Origin of the sequence: Agarivorans gilvus (assembly GCF_001420915.1) — a bacterium.
Classification (GTDB): domain Bacteria; phylum Pseudomonadota; class Gammaproteobacteria; order Enterobacterales; family Celerinatantimonadaceae; genus Agarivorans; species Agarivorans gilvus.
In genome coordinates, this window is the sequence record NZ_CP013021.1 from 2,096,286 (window position 1) to 2,110,709 (window position 14,424).

Annotated in this window: 13 protein-coding genes and 1 pseudogene; 5 read left to right on the forward strand and 9 right to left on the reverse strand. The window is 46.3% G+C overall.

Features of this window, described 5'->3' with window-relative positions:
• Positions 1-36: 36 nt before the first annotated feature.
• Entirely contained in the window at positions 37-477 is a 441-nt protein-coding gene (locus AR383_RS09915) for a T6SS effector amidase Tae4 family protein (RefSeq protein WP_083481565.1), read from the forward strand.
• Positions 474-881, forward strand: a complete 408-nt coding sequence (locus tag AR383_RS09920) for a hypothetical protein (protein ID WP_055732982.1) — start codon at positions 474-476, stop codon at positions 879-881. The genes AR383_RS09915 and AR383_RS09920 overlap by 4 nt, the downstream gene beginning before the upstream one ends.
• 83 nt (positions 882-964) lie before the next feature.
• Here the strand turns inward: AR383_RS09920 and metF are convergent, their stop codons facing one another.
• The 4 genes from metF to AR383_RS09940 all read right to left on the reverse strand — a co-directional run bounded on the left by metF (position 965) and on the right by AR383_RS09940 (position 6,201).
• A complete protein-coding gene (gene metF, locus AR383_RS09925; protein WP_055732983.1) occupies positions 965-1,867 on the reverse strand; it encodes a methylenetetrahydrofolate reductase in 903 nt (300 codons plus the stop codon).
• Between the two features lie 152 nt (positions 1,868-2,019).
• Positions 2,020-2,502 carry a transcription elongation factor GreB gene (gene greB / locus AR383_RS09930; protein WP_055735014.1) on the reverse strand — a complete coding sequence of 161 codons (483 nt, stop codon included), beginning with the start codon at positions 2,500-2,502 and terminating at the stop codon, positions 2,020-2,022.
• Positions 2,503-2,569: 67 nt separating this feature from the next.
• Positions 2,570-3,595, reverse strand: coding sequence for a substrate-binding domain-containing protein (locus tag AR383_RS09935; protein WP_055732984.1), 1,026 nt, complete (start codon positions 3,593-3,595; stop codon positions 2,570-2,572).
• A 275-nt stretch (positions 3,596-3,870) separates the two neighbouring features.
• Positions 3,871-6,201, reverse strand: coding sequence for a glycoside hydrolase family 9 protein (locus AR383_RS09940; protein ID WP_055732985.1), 2,331 nt, complete (start codon positions 6,199-6,201; stop codon positions 3,871-3,873).
• 268 nt (positions 6,202-6,469) lie between these two features.
• Here AR383_RS09940 and AR383_RS09945 point away from each other — a divergent pair, with 268 nt between their 5' ends.
• A complete protein-coding gene (locus tag AR383_RS09945; RefSeq protein ID WP_055732986.1) occupies positions 6,470-8,767 on the forward strand; it encodes a Tex family protein in 2,298 nt (765 codons plus the stop codon).
• 78 nt (positions 8,768-8,845) lie between these two features.
• On the opposite strand, the gene AR383_RS09950 is transcribed toward AR383_RS09945, so the two are convergent.
• From AR383_RS09950 to bioH, 5 genes and pseudogenes are all read right to left on the reverse strand, one after another.
• On the reverse strand, positions 8,846-10,876 hold the full coding sequence (locus tag AR383_RS09950; RefSeq protein ID WP_055732987.1) for a methyl-accepting chemotaxis protein: 2,031 nt from the start codon (positions 10,874-10,876) through the stop codon (positions 8,846-8,848).
• Between the two features lie 130 nt (positions 10,877-11,006).
• Positions 11,007-11,438, reverse strand: a pseudogene (locus tag AR383_RS09955) (putative metalloprotease CJM1_0395 family protein); the annotation flags it as partial.
• Positions 11,399-11,923 (reverse strand): hypothetical protein, encoded by a 525-nt coding sequence (locus AR383_RS09960; RefSeq protein WP_055732989.1) that lies wholly within the window; start codon positions 11,921-11,923, stop codon positions 11,399-11,401. The gene AR383_RS09960 and the pseudogene AR383_RS09955, both read right to left, overlap by 40 nt.
• 1 nt (position 11,924) lies before the next feature.
• Positions 11,925-12,158, reverse strand: coding sequence for a hypothetical protein (locus AR383_RS09965; protein WP_055732990.1), 234 nt, complete (start codon positions 12,156-12,158; stop codon positions 11,925-11,927).
• 67 nt (positions 12,159-12,225) lie between these two features.
• Complete coding sequence (gene bioH, locus AR383_RS09970) at positions 12,226-12,999, reverse strand: pimeloyl-ACP methyl ester esterase BioH (RefSeq protein WP_055732991.1); 774 nt, start codon at positions 12,997-12,999, stop codon at positions 12,226-12,228.
• 34 nt (positions 13,000-13,033) lie between these two features.
• Between bioH and AR383_RS09975 the strand changes: the two genes are divergently transcribed.
• Together AR383_RS09975 and nfuA are read left to right on the forward strand one after the other, a co-directional pair.
• Positions 13,034-13,738, forward strand: a complete 705-nt coding sequence (locus tag AR383_RS09975; RefSeq protein ID WP_055732992.1) for a ComF family protein — start codon at positions 13,034-13,036, stop codon at positions 13,736-13,738.
• An 89-nt stretch (positions 13,739-13,827) separates the two neighbouring features.
• Positions 13,828-14,406 (forward strand): Fe-S biogenesis protein NfuA, encoded by a 579-nt coding sequence (gene nfuA / locus AR383_RS09980; protein ID WP_055732993.1) that lies wholly within the window; start codon positions 13,828-13,830, stop codon positions 14,404-14,406.
• Positions 14,407-14,424 lie beyond the last annotated feature (18 nt).

Consider the following 14,424-nt stretch of genomic DNA (forward strand, 5'->3'; position numbering starts at 1 on the left):
AATATATCGAAGTTTTTTGATAGTAATGGATTTACAATGCCAACGATTCAATTTGCAAACTTATGGAAGAACCACCCTTACCCTAAAAGCCCCTGCAATACTTCTCTATTTGAAAATCAATGTGCAATTAGAATGGGAGTTGCTCTTGAAAAATCAGGTATAGATACAAGTGGTTTTGACAAGAAATTCCCTCAACGCCGATGCTATCCAGGGTTAAAGCATTCTCCAAGACACATTCTAGCAGCTCAAGAACTGGCCAGTTGGTTGGACAGTCCTCCTTACTTCTTTGGCACAAAAGAAATAATAAAAACCAATAGAGCAGCAAAGCTAAAGCATCGTAAAGGGATTATATTTGTCCAAAATGGCTGGGGCAGTACTGACCACATTGATGTTTGGAATGGTACAGATATGAAAGGTGGTGCTCCAGACTGGATTGATTACGGCGATGCTATTTGGTTTTGGGAAATGAAATCATGAAAAAATTCTTTGTCTGCGTAATGCTGTTAACTTCTTATACCAACGCGAATGAACCCATGCTGCCAGATTTATCAGGCGACGATACATGCGTTATCACCTCCATGAAAAAAGTTATTAACACTCCTTTAAAACCCGATTGCACTTGGTCTATTAATATCGACGGTACCCTTAAAACAAAAACGATAAACGGCGCCGAAATAGCAGTGTTAATAGGAAAAGCAATATCTAAAAATGAGCAAGCAGAATGGAATGTTGAAAACTTAAGCCACTGCTCATTGCAGTCTATAGGAGTTAAGCTTGACAAGAATGGCAGTCCCGAGTCCGTCGGTAAACCATTAAATGGTTTACTAATTTGTAGCGAGCTACACATTGATACCAAGGTTTACTTGAGCTACTGGAAGTAAGGTATGTTTCATACAAATTGTTGTTTGTAGCTACATAAAAGCCTAGCATTGCTAGGCTTTTTATCACTTCGCAGCATTAGCAGCTAAGCAGGTACAGCCGCTTCTGGACGCACGCCAAGAGTATGGCAAATGGCATAGGAAAGCTCGGAGCGATTTAAGGTATAGAAATGGAAGTCTTGCACACCTTCACGCGATAATACTTTAACCATCTCTATCGCCACACTGGCCCCGACTAAATTACGGGTGGTTTGATCATTTTCCAAACCAGCAAATTGGCTATGCAGCCACTTAGGCACTTTAACGTTGGCGAAGGAAGCAAATTTCTTCAGGGTATTATAATTCGATACCGGCAAGATACCGGGAACAATTTCACCTTCAATGCCAATGGCCGCACAACGGTCACGAAAACGCAGGTAGCTTTCTACATCAAAAAAGAACTGGGTAATGGCACGATTGGCTCCGGCATCCATTTTACGCTTTAGCGCCAACAGATCCGCTTGAGCACTTTTCGCTTCGGGATGCACCTCCGGATAGGCGGCGACCGAGATGTCAAAATCAGCCTCTTCTTTTAATAAGGCAACTAAGTCGTTGGCATACATTTGCGGTTTTGCCGCACCTTGAGGCAAATCACCACGTAACGCCACAATGTGTTTAATACCACTTTGCCAGTAATCTCGGGCAATTTGGCGCAACTCATCGGGAGTAGAATCAATACAAGTTAAATGCGGTGCAGCTGCCAATCCGGTACGCTCTTTTATCGCCTTAATCACCTTATGGGTGCGGTCACGCGTGCCCGAGTTAGCTCCGTAAGTCACCGAAACAAACTTAGGTTTAAGGGTTTGCAAACGCTCAATCGAGGCCCACAGAGTTTGCTCCATCGTCTCGGTAGTAGGTGGAAAAAACTCAAACGAGACATTAATAGCTCGATTCAGTTCACTGAGACTTTGGTTTAGTGTTTCGATATGTTGTGCGTGCTGGAATCCCATGACCTTCTCCATAAAAGACATTTAGACGTCTATACCGCTAGATAATAAAGAGAAGTTCATCTTAGTCAATCTTGTTCAGCTTCAACTTAGCTTTAGATGAATTTTTTTCAACATCAGATAATTCATCCTTCTCAGCTAAACAAAACCATTAGCTAATCCTCGAACGGCTGGTATTGGATAACATTAACCCACCACTCTTTGACTCCCGAGGGCGTCTTAACCAATACCTCGTCATCCACCTGCTTACCAATTAAGGCGCGCGCCATCGGTGAATCAATAGTGATATATCCTAGCTTGGGGTCAATTTCGTCGGTACCGACGATGCGATAACGGACAATATCGCCAGCTTCGTTTTCCAACTCTACCCAAGCACCAAAAAATACTTTGCCATTTTGCTGGGGGTGATGGTCAACAATCTCCAGTGCATCTAAACGCTTAGTTAAAAAGCGTAAGCGCGAATCTATACGGCGCAGTTCTCGCTTGCCTTCTTTATACTCGGCATTCTCCGAACGGTCGCCCAGAGCAGCCGCTTCCGATACCGCTTGGGTTACTTCAGGACGCTTAACCTTCCAAAGGTATTTGAGTTCTTGGTCAAGTTTATGCCAGCCGGCACGAGTAATAAGATTGGATTTCATGGTGCTCATAGAAAAAGGCCTGAATCGTCAATTATAAACGACTCAGGCCCAACAATAACCAGCTTAATTAACCCACCCTAGCTTGAGTGGTTTCGCGTTTAACCAGCTCAATAGGAGGAATACGGAAGTTATGAGCTTCGCCGCCATTTAACATGTCTAAAATGGTTAATGCCGCCGCATAGCCTGTATCAAAAATTGGCTGACGCACGGTAGTTAGCGGCGGAATAAAGAAAGCCGAGCTGGGAATATCATCAAAGCCAATTACCGACACCCGCTCTGGCACCGCTCGCTTCGCTTGATATAAAGCCTGCATAGCTCCATAAGCAGTTAAATCATTTGCCGCAAAAATAGCAGTAAATGGACGCTTACTGGCTAACAAACGCTGCACTGCGTCGAAGCCCCCCTGTTCGGTAAAGTCCCCTTGCTCAACTAGCTGTAATTTCACTGGCAAGCCTGCATGCTCCATAGCTTGGCAGTAGCCCTCGTAACGCTGCTGAGTATCGGGGTGACCTTTGGCCCCTTTAATGTGCACAATATCTTGATGGCCAAGTTGAATCAGGTGGTTAGTGGCCATGTAAGCGCCCACCGAGTTTTCGATTTTAATCGAACGCAAACGCGGCGATTCTAAAGCCCGCCCTAAGGCAACTATCGGCCGTTTTTTTGAAAATTCAAGCAGTTGTTCATCACTTAACCCACCGGTGACGATGATGATGCCATCCACCGAGCGCGACAAGAGCAACTGCATCGACTCCATCTCTTCTTCACTATTCCAGTGGCCAGTAACAATGATATGAGAATAGCCCTGAGCGAGTAACACCTCTTCGATGCCGTTTAGGATAGATGAATAGAAAGGGCTGTCGGGATCTTGCACCAATACACCAATGGTCATAGTTCGGCTGCTGGAACTTACTCCCGTTTGCTGCCCTGGTTTATAGCCTAACTCGGCCATCGCAGCTTGAATTTGCTTGCGCTTAGCATCTGATACATAGGTAGTCTGGTTCATAAACCGAGATACTGTACTAGGTGATACTCCGGCTAAGGCTGCGACATCGTATACGGTTGAACGCTGTCCTACTTTATTTTTATCTTTCACGTTTATTCTCTGACAACTAACTCGAGTCCGCATTTTATCTCTCTTTTTTTTACATGCCTATAACAGTCGGTAACAGAAGAGATAAAACTTCCTACGACCACTATATACGTGAAATGCTTAAAGCACTTGTTTCAAATAAAATTGAGCGATAGAACACAGTAACAGATCACATTCTTACGCTCTTATTTTTACAACATCTATGATTAAAACTCAAAAAAACAAGCAAGAAAGGCCAGCAATAAGCTGGCCCATATTATTAACTTTTTTCTTAGTAACTACTTCAAACGATGCTCATCTAATACCGTTGTAACCCACACTAAGGGAGCATTCCAGTTAATGGTAATTTCATTTAGCGACCATGCACCAATCTCATCGGCCCAACAGGTTTGACCAATACAATTACCTTTTAAACCTGCCGCAATCGGGTCACTAAAGGACATCGAGTTAGGTCCACCTGATAGAGCACCCGGAGCCGGTTTTGGCGATTTAGCATCGGCTTGATGCGCCCAAAAACGGTGATGAGGATTCTTCAATGGATTGCTACCATAACCAGAGATATAAGACTGGTCGAGTGGGTTGCGTCCTAACAGGTAATCCATAGCATGTACTAAGGTTTGCATGTACTTGCTATCACCGCTGAAGTCACTAGCGTAGGTAAGGAAAATACCACGCTTAGCCAAGTTTGAGTTAGAGCCCCAAGGGTATTGCTCAGCGGTATAAGGAATATGGTAACCCTCATTCGCCAACTGTTTATAATAACCTTCGGCAGCGGCAACAATGTTAGCTCGCACTTTCTCTCTACTCGCCTCATCAAGCGGGCTAGGCACTACGGCCAAGCTTAGGTTACCTGCGGGGCTTAGACCTGCCCACCACAAATCACCATCGGCAGTTTCATTACCAGCAGGAGCCGTTAAGAAGTAAGGTGAAGCTTTGATGTAATCAAAGTATTCAGCTTGCTCGGTAGTAATAAACAGTTCCGCTGCAGCCCAATAAAACTCATCGCTTACATCGACATCATCATAAGGGCCTGAACCGGTAAAGTTATCATAAGCATATACCTCAGGATGCTGATTAGCCGCTTTCCAAGCTCGCTCCGCGGCGCTTAAACATTGTGCAGAAAAGTCGGCATCAATGTCTTTCCAAATCCGCGCACATTGAGCAGCAGTAGCCGCCAAGTTTAAGGTAGCCGCAGTACTAGGCTGCCCTACATAACGTTTCATTGGATCTTTATGTGGAGGCATCGGCATGCCAGTCCAGTTTTCATCCGCCACTTTATGGAAGACCATACCAGAGGCATCAATTTCGCTTAACTTAAGATCACTCAGGTTCTCTCGCTGATTACCCACAGGTACAGAGACTTTGCTTCCGTCTGGAATTTGCATAGCCAACATAAATTCCATGTTCCAGCGTGCTTCGTCGAGTAAGTCGTTCACTCCATTGCCGGCTTCTGGAATGGCTTGGCTACCATCAGGGAAAGGTTCTGTCGCTCCTTCAATAAATTGTGAGCGTTCGAATAGATTCATTAGAGTCCAAGTACTGATGCCACCATTCACCACATACTTACCGTGGTCACCAGCATCGTACCAGCCGCCTGTCACATCCATGGTTAAATCACAACCAGGCCATTTGTTACCTTTGGCATCGGTCTTATCAAAACAACTCACCACGTCAGGAACATGTCCAGCAGGACGTGCCAAATCTGGGCGGCGCACGTAGTCGGCTTTAATCTCTATACCGCTACGGTTGTTATAAAAGTAAGCCAGTGCGTCATGTTTCAACTCGCTGTATATATCGTCTGCAATTCTAAATGGGTGACTAGTTTTGCCATCCACTTCTAACACCAAGTTTTGGTGCTTGCTGGTTAAGGCTGAAAAATCTGCCTGATGAACCAACTCGCCAGAAGCAGCATTTAGGCCAAATACCTTGGTTTTTCCCGCTAATAGATAATTGCCTTGCTCATCTTTAACTCGCCAAACTCGCGGTTGTTTACTGTCATTTTGAATAACCGCTATTTTTTCAGACTTAGGGAAAAAGCCGATTTGGTTTAAGCGAATAGTCGGAATTTTGTTAACAACAACAAAAGACTTACCCTTCAACGAAATGTCGCTAAAGCAAAGCACGGCTGGCTTTTGCGCCCCTAATTGAAACTGAAACTCAGTTTTGGGGTCGCTGGCCATTTCTTGAGTAAATTTGAAACTAAAAGCTTTAGGCTCAGTTCCAATCTTTAACTGCTTATTGAAAAACTGGGTGTAAGGTGCTCCATTGTGCTGAATAAGAGCCGTAAAAGCCGTGTTTTTATCAGCACGGGCGACAAAGTCAATGCTGTAATCTTGGCCTTTCTCTAAACCAAAGCCACGTTGACCCATAATAACGTCCCACGGATTACTTCCGGCACGTTTAATATCCATGCAGGCTTCGCCGTCTTTCACCGTTAATTCAGCACCACTTGACCACCAGCCAGTGGTTCCGTTACTAAAATCAGTGTTGCTGAGCATTTCAGGGGAAGCGACCGCCACCGCAGAGGCGCTCACCAAACTCATCAAAGCAATGCTTTGACTAATGCGGTTTAAACTAAATCGAATAATAGGTGTGCGATTAACGCCCATTTCGGTCTCCTTGAACTGAGGCATTGAAAACTACGTAGCACTCTAAAGCAACGCAGTTGATTTGGGCGAAATTTAGCTCACATATCCATGACTAAACACCTGAAACAGAACAAATCTATGAAGCGCTTATGAAAAAAATTTCATTTCGTGAAACGCTTTTCACAGAATAATATTTGCAGCTAGTGATTTTTCTACTTGATGCCATTTAAGAAGCCTCTAAGATAGGAGCATTTGCTGCCACAACAACTGACTCATCATTAGCAAACCTATGCAAAGTTTAGAACAACAAATCGCCTCAGATATTAATGCGCAAGCCCAACAAGTAAGCGCGGCCATAAAGCTACTCGATGAAGGCGCTACTGTGCCTTTTATTGCCCGCTATCGAAAAGAAGCCACCGGTGGCTTAGATGATGGACAACTTCGCCTGTTAGAACAACGTCTGGTTTACCTGCGTGAGATGCAGCAACGTCGCCTCAGCATACTAAAATCGATTCGTGAGCAAGACCAATTAAGTCCCGAGCTAGAACGCGCGATCAATGCAGCCAGCAGTAAAACCGAGTTAGAAGATCTCTACCTTCCTTACAAACCCAAACGCCGCACTAAAGGACAAATAGCCATTGAAGCGGGCTTAGAGCCGCTAGCCGAATTATTGTTAAGCCAACCAGAACAAGCCCCTGAAACTTTGGCTGAAGCTTATATCAACCAAGAAGCAGGGTTTGCTGATAGCAAAGCGGTACTAGACGGCGCAAAATTCATCTTAATGGAACGTTTTGCCATTCAAGCACCTTTATTGGCGCAATTACGGGCATTTCTGCAAGAGCAGGCCTTAGTTAGCACCACCGTGATTGACGGCCAACAGCAAACCGGCCAAAAGTTTCAAGACTACTTTGACTATCAAGAAGCCTTGAGCAAAATCCCTTCACACCGAACCCTAGCAATATTGCGCGGGCGCAATGAAGGTATATTGAACCTATCGCTAGACGTAGAACAGGCTGATGATGCACTGAGCCATCCGGCCGAACAGATGATCCGCGACTACTTCGACTTGCACCCTAAAGGACTGCCCTGCGATAAATGGCTTAATACTGTAGTGCAGTGGACTTGGCGGGTAAAACTAAAACTACAACTGGAAACAGAGCTACTCAACCAGTTACGCGAAAAAGCCGAAGATGAAGCGATTAGCGTGTTCTCGCGTAACCTAAACGATCTGTTAATGGCTGCGCCTGCTGGCGCCAAACCGACCTTAGGCTTAGACCCAGGCCTGCGTACCGGGGTGAAAGTAGCGGTAGTCGACGCCACCGGTAAGCTAGTGGCTTTCGACACCATTTATCCCCATGCCCCGCGTAATCAATGGCAGCAGTCACTCAATACGCTAGCGTCTTTGGTGCAGCAACATCAGGTAAAACTACTTAGTATCGGTAATGGTACCGCCTCACGAGAAACCGACCAACTCGCCGCCGACTTAATAAGCAAGCTACCTGAGCAAGGTTTACAAAAAGTCATGGTGAGCGAAGCGGGTGCATCAGTCTATTCCGCATCGGGACTCGCCGCCCAAGAATTCCCCGAACTAGATGTATCGATTCGCGGAGCGGTGTCGATAGCTCGCCGCTTACAAGATCCGCTGGCAGAGCTGGTAAAAATTGAAGCTAAAGCCATCGGAGTTGGCCAGTACCAGCACGATGTCAGCCAAAGTAAGTTGTCGCAGCAACTCGATAGCGTTGTAGAAGACTGTGTAAACGCTGTAGGCGTTGACGTTAATATGGCCTCAGCCCCCTTGCTAAGTTTTGTGGCCGGCTTAAATAACACCATCGCGCAAAACATCGTTGCTCACCGTGACCAACATGGCGCGTTTCAGTCTCGAGCGGCGATCAAAAAAGTCGCCCGTTTAGGCCCTAAAGCCTTTGAGCAGGCCGCCGGATTCTTGCGCATACCTCAAGCTAAAAATGCCTTGGATGGCTCAGCGGTTCACCCCGAAGCCTATCCGGTGGTAGAAGCCATAGCCAAACATAGCCAATGTGATGTTAGCCAACTCATTGCCAATAACGAACGGCTAAGTAAACTCGACCCTAAGCAGTTCACCAATGAAAAATTCGGTCTTCCCACCGTAAATGACATCATTAGCGAACTTAAAAAACCAGGGCGAGATCCACGCCCAGAATTTGCCACCGCAAAGTTTAAAGAAGGGGTGAATACCCTTGCCGACTTAAAACCAGCAATGCAACTGGAAGGGGTTGTGACCAATGTCACCAACTTTGGTGCCTTTGTTGATGTAGGTGTTCATCAGGATGGTTTGGTGCATATTTCTTGTTTGGCCAATCACTTTGTTAAAGACCCCCACCAGGTGGTAAAAGCCGGTGATATCGTCAAAGTGAAAGTGATGGAAGTGGATGTGGCGCGCAAGCGGATCGGCTTGAGTATGCGCTTAGACGATGACATCACTAGTGTTTCAACAAGCAAAGACAGCCCTAAAAAAGCCAAAGCGCAACACTCACATCGCCCAGTGAAACAACAAGCGAAACCACTCAATAACGCCTTTGCCGAAGCCTTCGCTAAGGCCAAGCGCTAATGAGCAGCGTGAACTAAGAACTTGGTTGCCCATCTGCCCACTCATCACTTGCTTGAGTGGGCAAGCCGATCAAGCTTGTTAGACCTTAAAGCTATCTACTTGCTGACTCAGAGATAAATACAGTTCGGATATATGTTGGGATTGCTGACGTACCTGCTCTGCCACCAAGTTAACGTTATCGCTTTGCTCCTTCAAGCCCACCAAATTTTCGTTGATATGATTCGCCACCGTAGACTGTTCTTGAGTGGCCTGAGCGGTTTGCGCAGTCATTTCTTGGACTTGCTCAAAAGAATGATTGAGCTCGACAAAGATCCGTTTTACTTCTTCAAAACTACTCACCGTACTATCTACATTGTTACGGCTGCTATGAATCGCCTGATTAGACTCATCAACGCTTTGTTTTAAGCGGCTGATCATGGTTTCAATTTCATTGGTACTATCTTGGGTACGAGTAGCCAAGGTGCGCACTTCATCTGCCACTACCGCAAAGCCTCGCCCTTGCTCGCCAGCTCGAGCCGCCTCAATCGCGGCATTTAAGGCCAGTAAGTTAGTCTGCTCGGCAATTTTTCTGATCACATCCAGTACCGAGGTAATGGCTTGCGAGCTTTGTTCTAATTGTTCCGCGCGACTGAGAGCGGTATCAATATCTCTCACTAAGCCGGCTACCACCACGCTAGAGCTTTCCACCACCGAAACCCCTTGCTGCGTCAGCTTACTGGACTGTAGCGATACTTCTGCCGTGCCTTGAGCAGTATCAGCAACCTGTTGATTCGCCATATTCATTTCACTACTAGCACTAACAATTGATTCCGTGGCTTGTACTAAACCATCGGTAATATCACCGGCCTGTTCAGACACTTGGTTTAGCTCTGTAGTGGTTCCACCTAGCCGACCAGACTGCTGTTGAATGTTTTGAATAATTCCGCGCAAATGCTCCACAAAACTATCAAACTCGTTCGCCAACTTACCCAACTCATCTTTAGATTGCGAATGAATACGCTGGGTTAAATCGCCATCGCCGTCGGCGATTTCTCGAATACGCTGACCAATGTGGTTAACTTGCTGAGTTAAACGCCTAGGCACGATGTACCCCACCAACAAGGCCACCGCGAACGCTAAGGCAATCACCAACTTGGCAATATCTTGGTAGTTAGCAATAGTTTGTTTTGCCTCAGCTTCCATTGCCCGAGCGTGTGCTCGAGTTTGCTCACCTGCTTCATCGAGTATTGTGCGCACCTGAGAAAAAGCCAGATCCATTTCAACAAAGTCTTTATCGGTAGGGTTAGATGCATGACTAGACTGCTCCAACATAGCTTCACAAGCCTGAAACCAACTATTAAACAAAATGTCAAAGCGTTCATAGGCGCTCAATAATTGCGGCTCTCTAATTAAATAAACCCGGTAATTATTAAAACGTCGTAACACTTGCTGAGCATTTTCCTCAAAAAAAGCTTTATTGTTAGCGAAATCGCCCACCCCATGTAATAAACGTTTTAACGCTAAATTAGCCTGGTAGATATCACGATCTGCGTTCATCACTTCCGCCATCGCTTCTACATACTGAGAAACATCGGCATTTTTAGTTTGCTTCACATCAGCAGTATGCGACCGTAATTGTTCTCCAGCCTGGTCTAACATCTGACGAATTGCCTGAAACTGCTGCTCTAGCTCTACTGCTCGCGGGTCTTGTTTTGTTGCTTCCTTTCCTTCACGAACCATTAATTGCTTGCTCACCGCAATCCAAGTATTAAGTCGTTCGTCGAAATGTGAAAATGCCTGTAGTAACTCAGGCTCCTCTGCCAAGTACTCTCGATAGCGCTCAAAGCGGTCCCGAACTTGTTCGGCATTCTCATAAAAATCTTGACGATTCTGCTCTGCTCTACCATCACCATTGAGCAGTCGCTCTAAAGCAATTCGCGCCTGATAGATATCGCGGTCCGCATTAAGAACCACCGTAATGGCTTCAAAATAGGTATCAGTCTGGCGACGTATCGCCTGACTTTGCAAACTATTCATCACTAACATGAATACAACTAAGCCTGCCAAAATGATGCCTAAAAATGCCACTGGCAAAATTAACTGAACTCGAAGTGAATGAATATTAAGCATAATCGACACATCCTCTAAGCAAGATTGCTTTGATTATAGACAACATTATAAACTTAATAGTTAATTACAGGATAAAGCTGTGACAATCAGCCAAGCAGAACCCAATTGGTAAACATCACTAGTGGAAAATTTAGGCTTGTAAACTAAATTGGGATTGCGGGCGAAATGCCGCTGCACTGGCATAACGCTGTTGAATAGAGGCGTTTCTGAGCGCCATTTCTTGAGCTATATCAGGGTAGCGCTGTTGCAGAGCCTGCGCATTTTGCTGCTGCCGAGCTTGCTCGCTTGGGGCTTCTGGTGAAGCAGTTTCACTATTTATCGCAAAAGCAGAAGGCTGTTCATCTGATGCCAACAAGCCCGACACTTGACTATGATTAAGCTCCTGCTGAGCGGCAGCCATTTTTTGTTGCGCACGCGCTGCCACTTGACGATCTTGCGCGGAAGGTTCGGCAGGCGCCAGCGCCGCCCGCTGTACTTGTTGCATTTTAGCAATGGTCGCTTGCGGATCATTAGCCACTTCACTCACATCAATCGACACTTCACCACCGACCGCATAACGCTTGCCGTCGGGACCGCGTTCAAATTCAAAGCTGGCCGCTCGCGCATATTGGCCCCCACGGCTTGGTGCTGCATCTCATGGGTTCTAACTTCTTGATCGCGAGCCGTTAATTCATCAACCTTTTGCTGTTCGCTGTCAGTTAAGTCCTGTTGGCCTTTCTGTCTCGCGCTGGATTGCTCAGAGCCGCGCTGTTGTTCCCCGCTTTCCTGCTGTTGTCCTTGCTGATGTTGTTGCTGATTATCCTGTTGCTGCTGAGCATCACGCTCATTAACTTTAGCTTGATGCTGTTCTTGAACGTGGGGGTACTGAGCACTGACCTGGGGCTTAGCGCGGTCTTTTTCTGTTCCCACCTCTGGCTCTTTTGCAAAGCTAGCAACTTCTTTAGGTTGAGCGATCACCGGACGCAGTTGGTTATCCCTGCGCGCAGCCTCTGTAGGCGGGTGCAAGGTATTGGGAAAAACGTTGGGCAAGCTAACATTAATGTTCATCTTAGGCCTTTACGTCCAACAGCGTACCTAGCATTTTAGATTCTGTGTTGATCACCTTAACCCCAGCCTTAGCATACAACTCGGCTTGGTTAAGGCTAACCATGGCGTTCACCACTTGGTTTTGTTGTGGCTCTCTCTTGCTTGCCACTTCAGCAAGAGTTTGCGCGCTTTGGCTGGCCTGCTGATTGGCATTAGCAATAATTTGAAAACCACTACTGGCAGCTCCCACTTGCATATGACCTCCGCTTAGCGCTGTTACAAGAGACTTATCAATATTGGCAATTTTAGCAAATTGCTCACTTTTAAACCACTATAGCCCGCGCAAAATCGAGCACTTTCTCTGCAAATAGCTGTTTCTCAGAAATAAACGGAGCATGGGAAGACTGATTAAACTGGAATTGCTCGGCCTCGCTATGTAACAACGCATGCTGTTGCATCGCGGCCTTGGGGACTAAGGCATCACTGCGCCCATATAGCTGTAACCAAGGCATAGTAATTTGCGCTAACTCTGCCCGTAAATCCTGATTTTGCAATAAAACCAAACCTTGCTCCAAAGCCGCAAGATTAGGCAGTGGACGGGTGGCTAATAGCTCTCTAAGTTGTCTAATATCTTGTTTTGCCTGCTCGCTCCCCATCGCTTGAATCGCCAAAAACTGCTGCAAAGTTTTTTTAAAGTCTTGCTGTAAACCTTCCGCAAAGCCCTGCAAAACCTGAGGCTGAATTCCCGGCCAATCGGTTTTAGCCATGAAATGAGCCGAACTGGCGACCGTTATCAAACCCGCGACTCGCTGGGGATGATGAATAGCAGCATACTTCGCCACCAACCCGCCTAAAGACCAGCCCAACCAGACAGCACGCTGTACAGGTAGAGTTAATATTGCTTCAACCATACTGGCTAGACTCAACTCTGGCTGCACCGGTGACTGACCAAAACCCGGTAAGTCCACTTGATAAACACAAAAGTGCTCTACCAATAGCTCACTAACCGGGCGCCAAACCGCACCATTTAAGCCCCAGCCATGAACTAAAATTAGGGCCGGCCCTTGGCCATGCGCTTCATAATACAACTTACTCATCTACACTTAAGTACTCGAACAACAAAGGAAACTCATGTTAACCAGTTTTAAGTCCGCTTTAAACTCGGCTTTGGCTTTATCCACTCAGTGCGCTTTTTGCTTGCAGGCCAAGGCCTGTGACGAGATATGTTGTAGCACTTGCCAAGATATGATACTTAGTCCGAGAAAATGCCGTTGTGAACGCTGTTATTTGCCACTGGCCGAACCCGGTATTTGTGGCGAGTGCCAACAAACGCCGCCTCATTTCGACAACATTTATTGTTTAAACGACTATCTCTGGCCTACCGATGCGCTGCTAAAAAATTACAAGTATGCCAAACAGCGCCACCTAGCGCGCCCTCTCAGCCAGCTACTTTGGCAGCATTTACAGCAACTACAAGCGCCTCTACCAGAGGCCTACTGTAGCGTGCCATTGCATTGGCGAAAACGCTGGCAACGCGGCTTTAATCAAAGCGAATTACTCGCCCAAGTGCTAACCAAGCAAAGCCAAATACCGACGCTTAATGTTGTTAGACGGCTTCATTATGGTAGCAGTCAGGCCAGTTTAACGCGTCGCCAGCGGCAACGAGCACTCAATCATAGCTTTCACTGCGATACTTCGTTAGCGTTTAAACACTGGGTAGTGGTGGATGACGTAGTCACCACCGCTAGCACCGCCAACGTGATTGCTGATAAACTGAAGCGAGCAGGGGCAACTCGAGTGGATATCTGGGCAATTGCTCGAACTCCCAAAGCCTAATCCAAAATTCACTTACGGCAACACTAGCAGAGCTTGGCAAAAAGCCGTACAATAAAACCTAGTATTTTAGTCAGGTATCGAGGAAGCAGATGGTATCGATCTCAGAAACGGCTCAACAACATTTTGTTAAGTTGCTAGAACAACAGCCTGAAGGCACCAATATTCGTGTATTTGTGGTCAACCCTGGTACACCTAGCGCCGAATGCGGAGTGTCTTACTGCCCGCCAGAATCCGTTGAAGAAGATGATATTCAGCTTTCTTTTAACGGTTTTAAAGCCATGGTAGATACCGCCAGCGCCCCCTTCTTAGAAGAAGCCGAAATCGACTTTGTTACCGATAAAGTCGGCTCTCAACTTACGCTTAAAGCGCCCAACGCTAAGATGCGCAAGGTAGATGATGATGCACCTCTCATAGAGCGAGTTGAATACGTTATTGAAAGTCAGGTTAATCCAAACCTAGCTTCTCATGGCGGTAAAGTCAGCATTGTTGAACTCACCGACGAAGGTGTGGTGGTACTGCAATTTGGTGGCGGCTGTAATGGCTGCAGCATGGTAGATGTAACCCTTAAGGAAGGCATTGAGAAGCAATTGCTAGAAACCTTCCCAGGCGAACTCACTGGCGTTAAGGATGTGACCGAACACCAAGCAGGTGAACATTCGTACTATTAGTCTGCTAATTTGCTGATA

Bases quoted from the DNA above. Each gene is read 5' to 3' on its own strand.
- AR383_RS09940 (WP_055732985.1), bottom strand. From the start codon at position 6,201: ATGGGCGTTAATCGCACACCTATTATTCGATTTAGTTTAAACCGCATT.
- AR383_RS09915 (WP_083481565.1), top strand. From the start codon at position 37: ATGCCAACGATTCAATTTGCAAACTTATGGAAGAACCACCCTTACCCT.
- AR383_RS09950 (WP_055732987.1), bottom strand. From the start codon at position 10,876: ATGCTTAATATTCATTCACTTCGAGTTCAGTTAATTTTGCCAGTGGCA.
- nfuA (WP_055732993.1), top strand. From the start codon at position 13,828: ATGGTATCGATCTCAGAAACGGCTCAACAACATTTTGTTAAGTTGCTA.
- metF (WP_055732983.1), bottom strand. From the start codon at position 1,867: ATGGGATTCCAGCACGCACAACATATCGAAACACTAAACCAAAGTCTC.
- AR383_RS09920 (WP_055732982.1), top strand. From the start codon at position 474: ATGAAAAAATTCTTTGTCTGCGTAATGCTGTTAACTTCTTATACCAAC.
- AR383_RS09960 (WP_055732989.1), bottom strand. From the start codon at position 11,923: ATGAACATTAATGTTAGCTTGCCCAACGTTTTTCCCAATACCTTGCAC.
- AR383_RS09945 (WP_055732986.1), top strand. From the start codon at position 6,470: ATGCAAAGTTTAGAACAACAAATCGCCTCAGATATTAATGCGCAAGCC.
- AR383_RS09975 (WP_055732992.1), top strand. From the start codon at position 13,034: ATGTTAACCAGTTTTAAGTCCGCTTTAAACTCGGCTTTGGCTTTATCC.
- AR383_RS09965 (WP_055732990.1), bottom strand. From the start codon at position 12,158: ATGCAAGTGGGAGCTGCCAGTAGTGGTTTTCAAATTATTGCTAATGCC.
- bioH (WP_055732991.1), bottom strand. From the start codon at position 12,999: ATGAGTAAGTTGTATTATGAAGCGCATGGCCAAGGGCCGGCCCTAATT.
- greB (WP_055735014.1), bottom strand. From the start codon at position 2,502: ATGAAATCCAATCTTATTACTCGTGCCGGCTGGCATAAACTTGACCAA.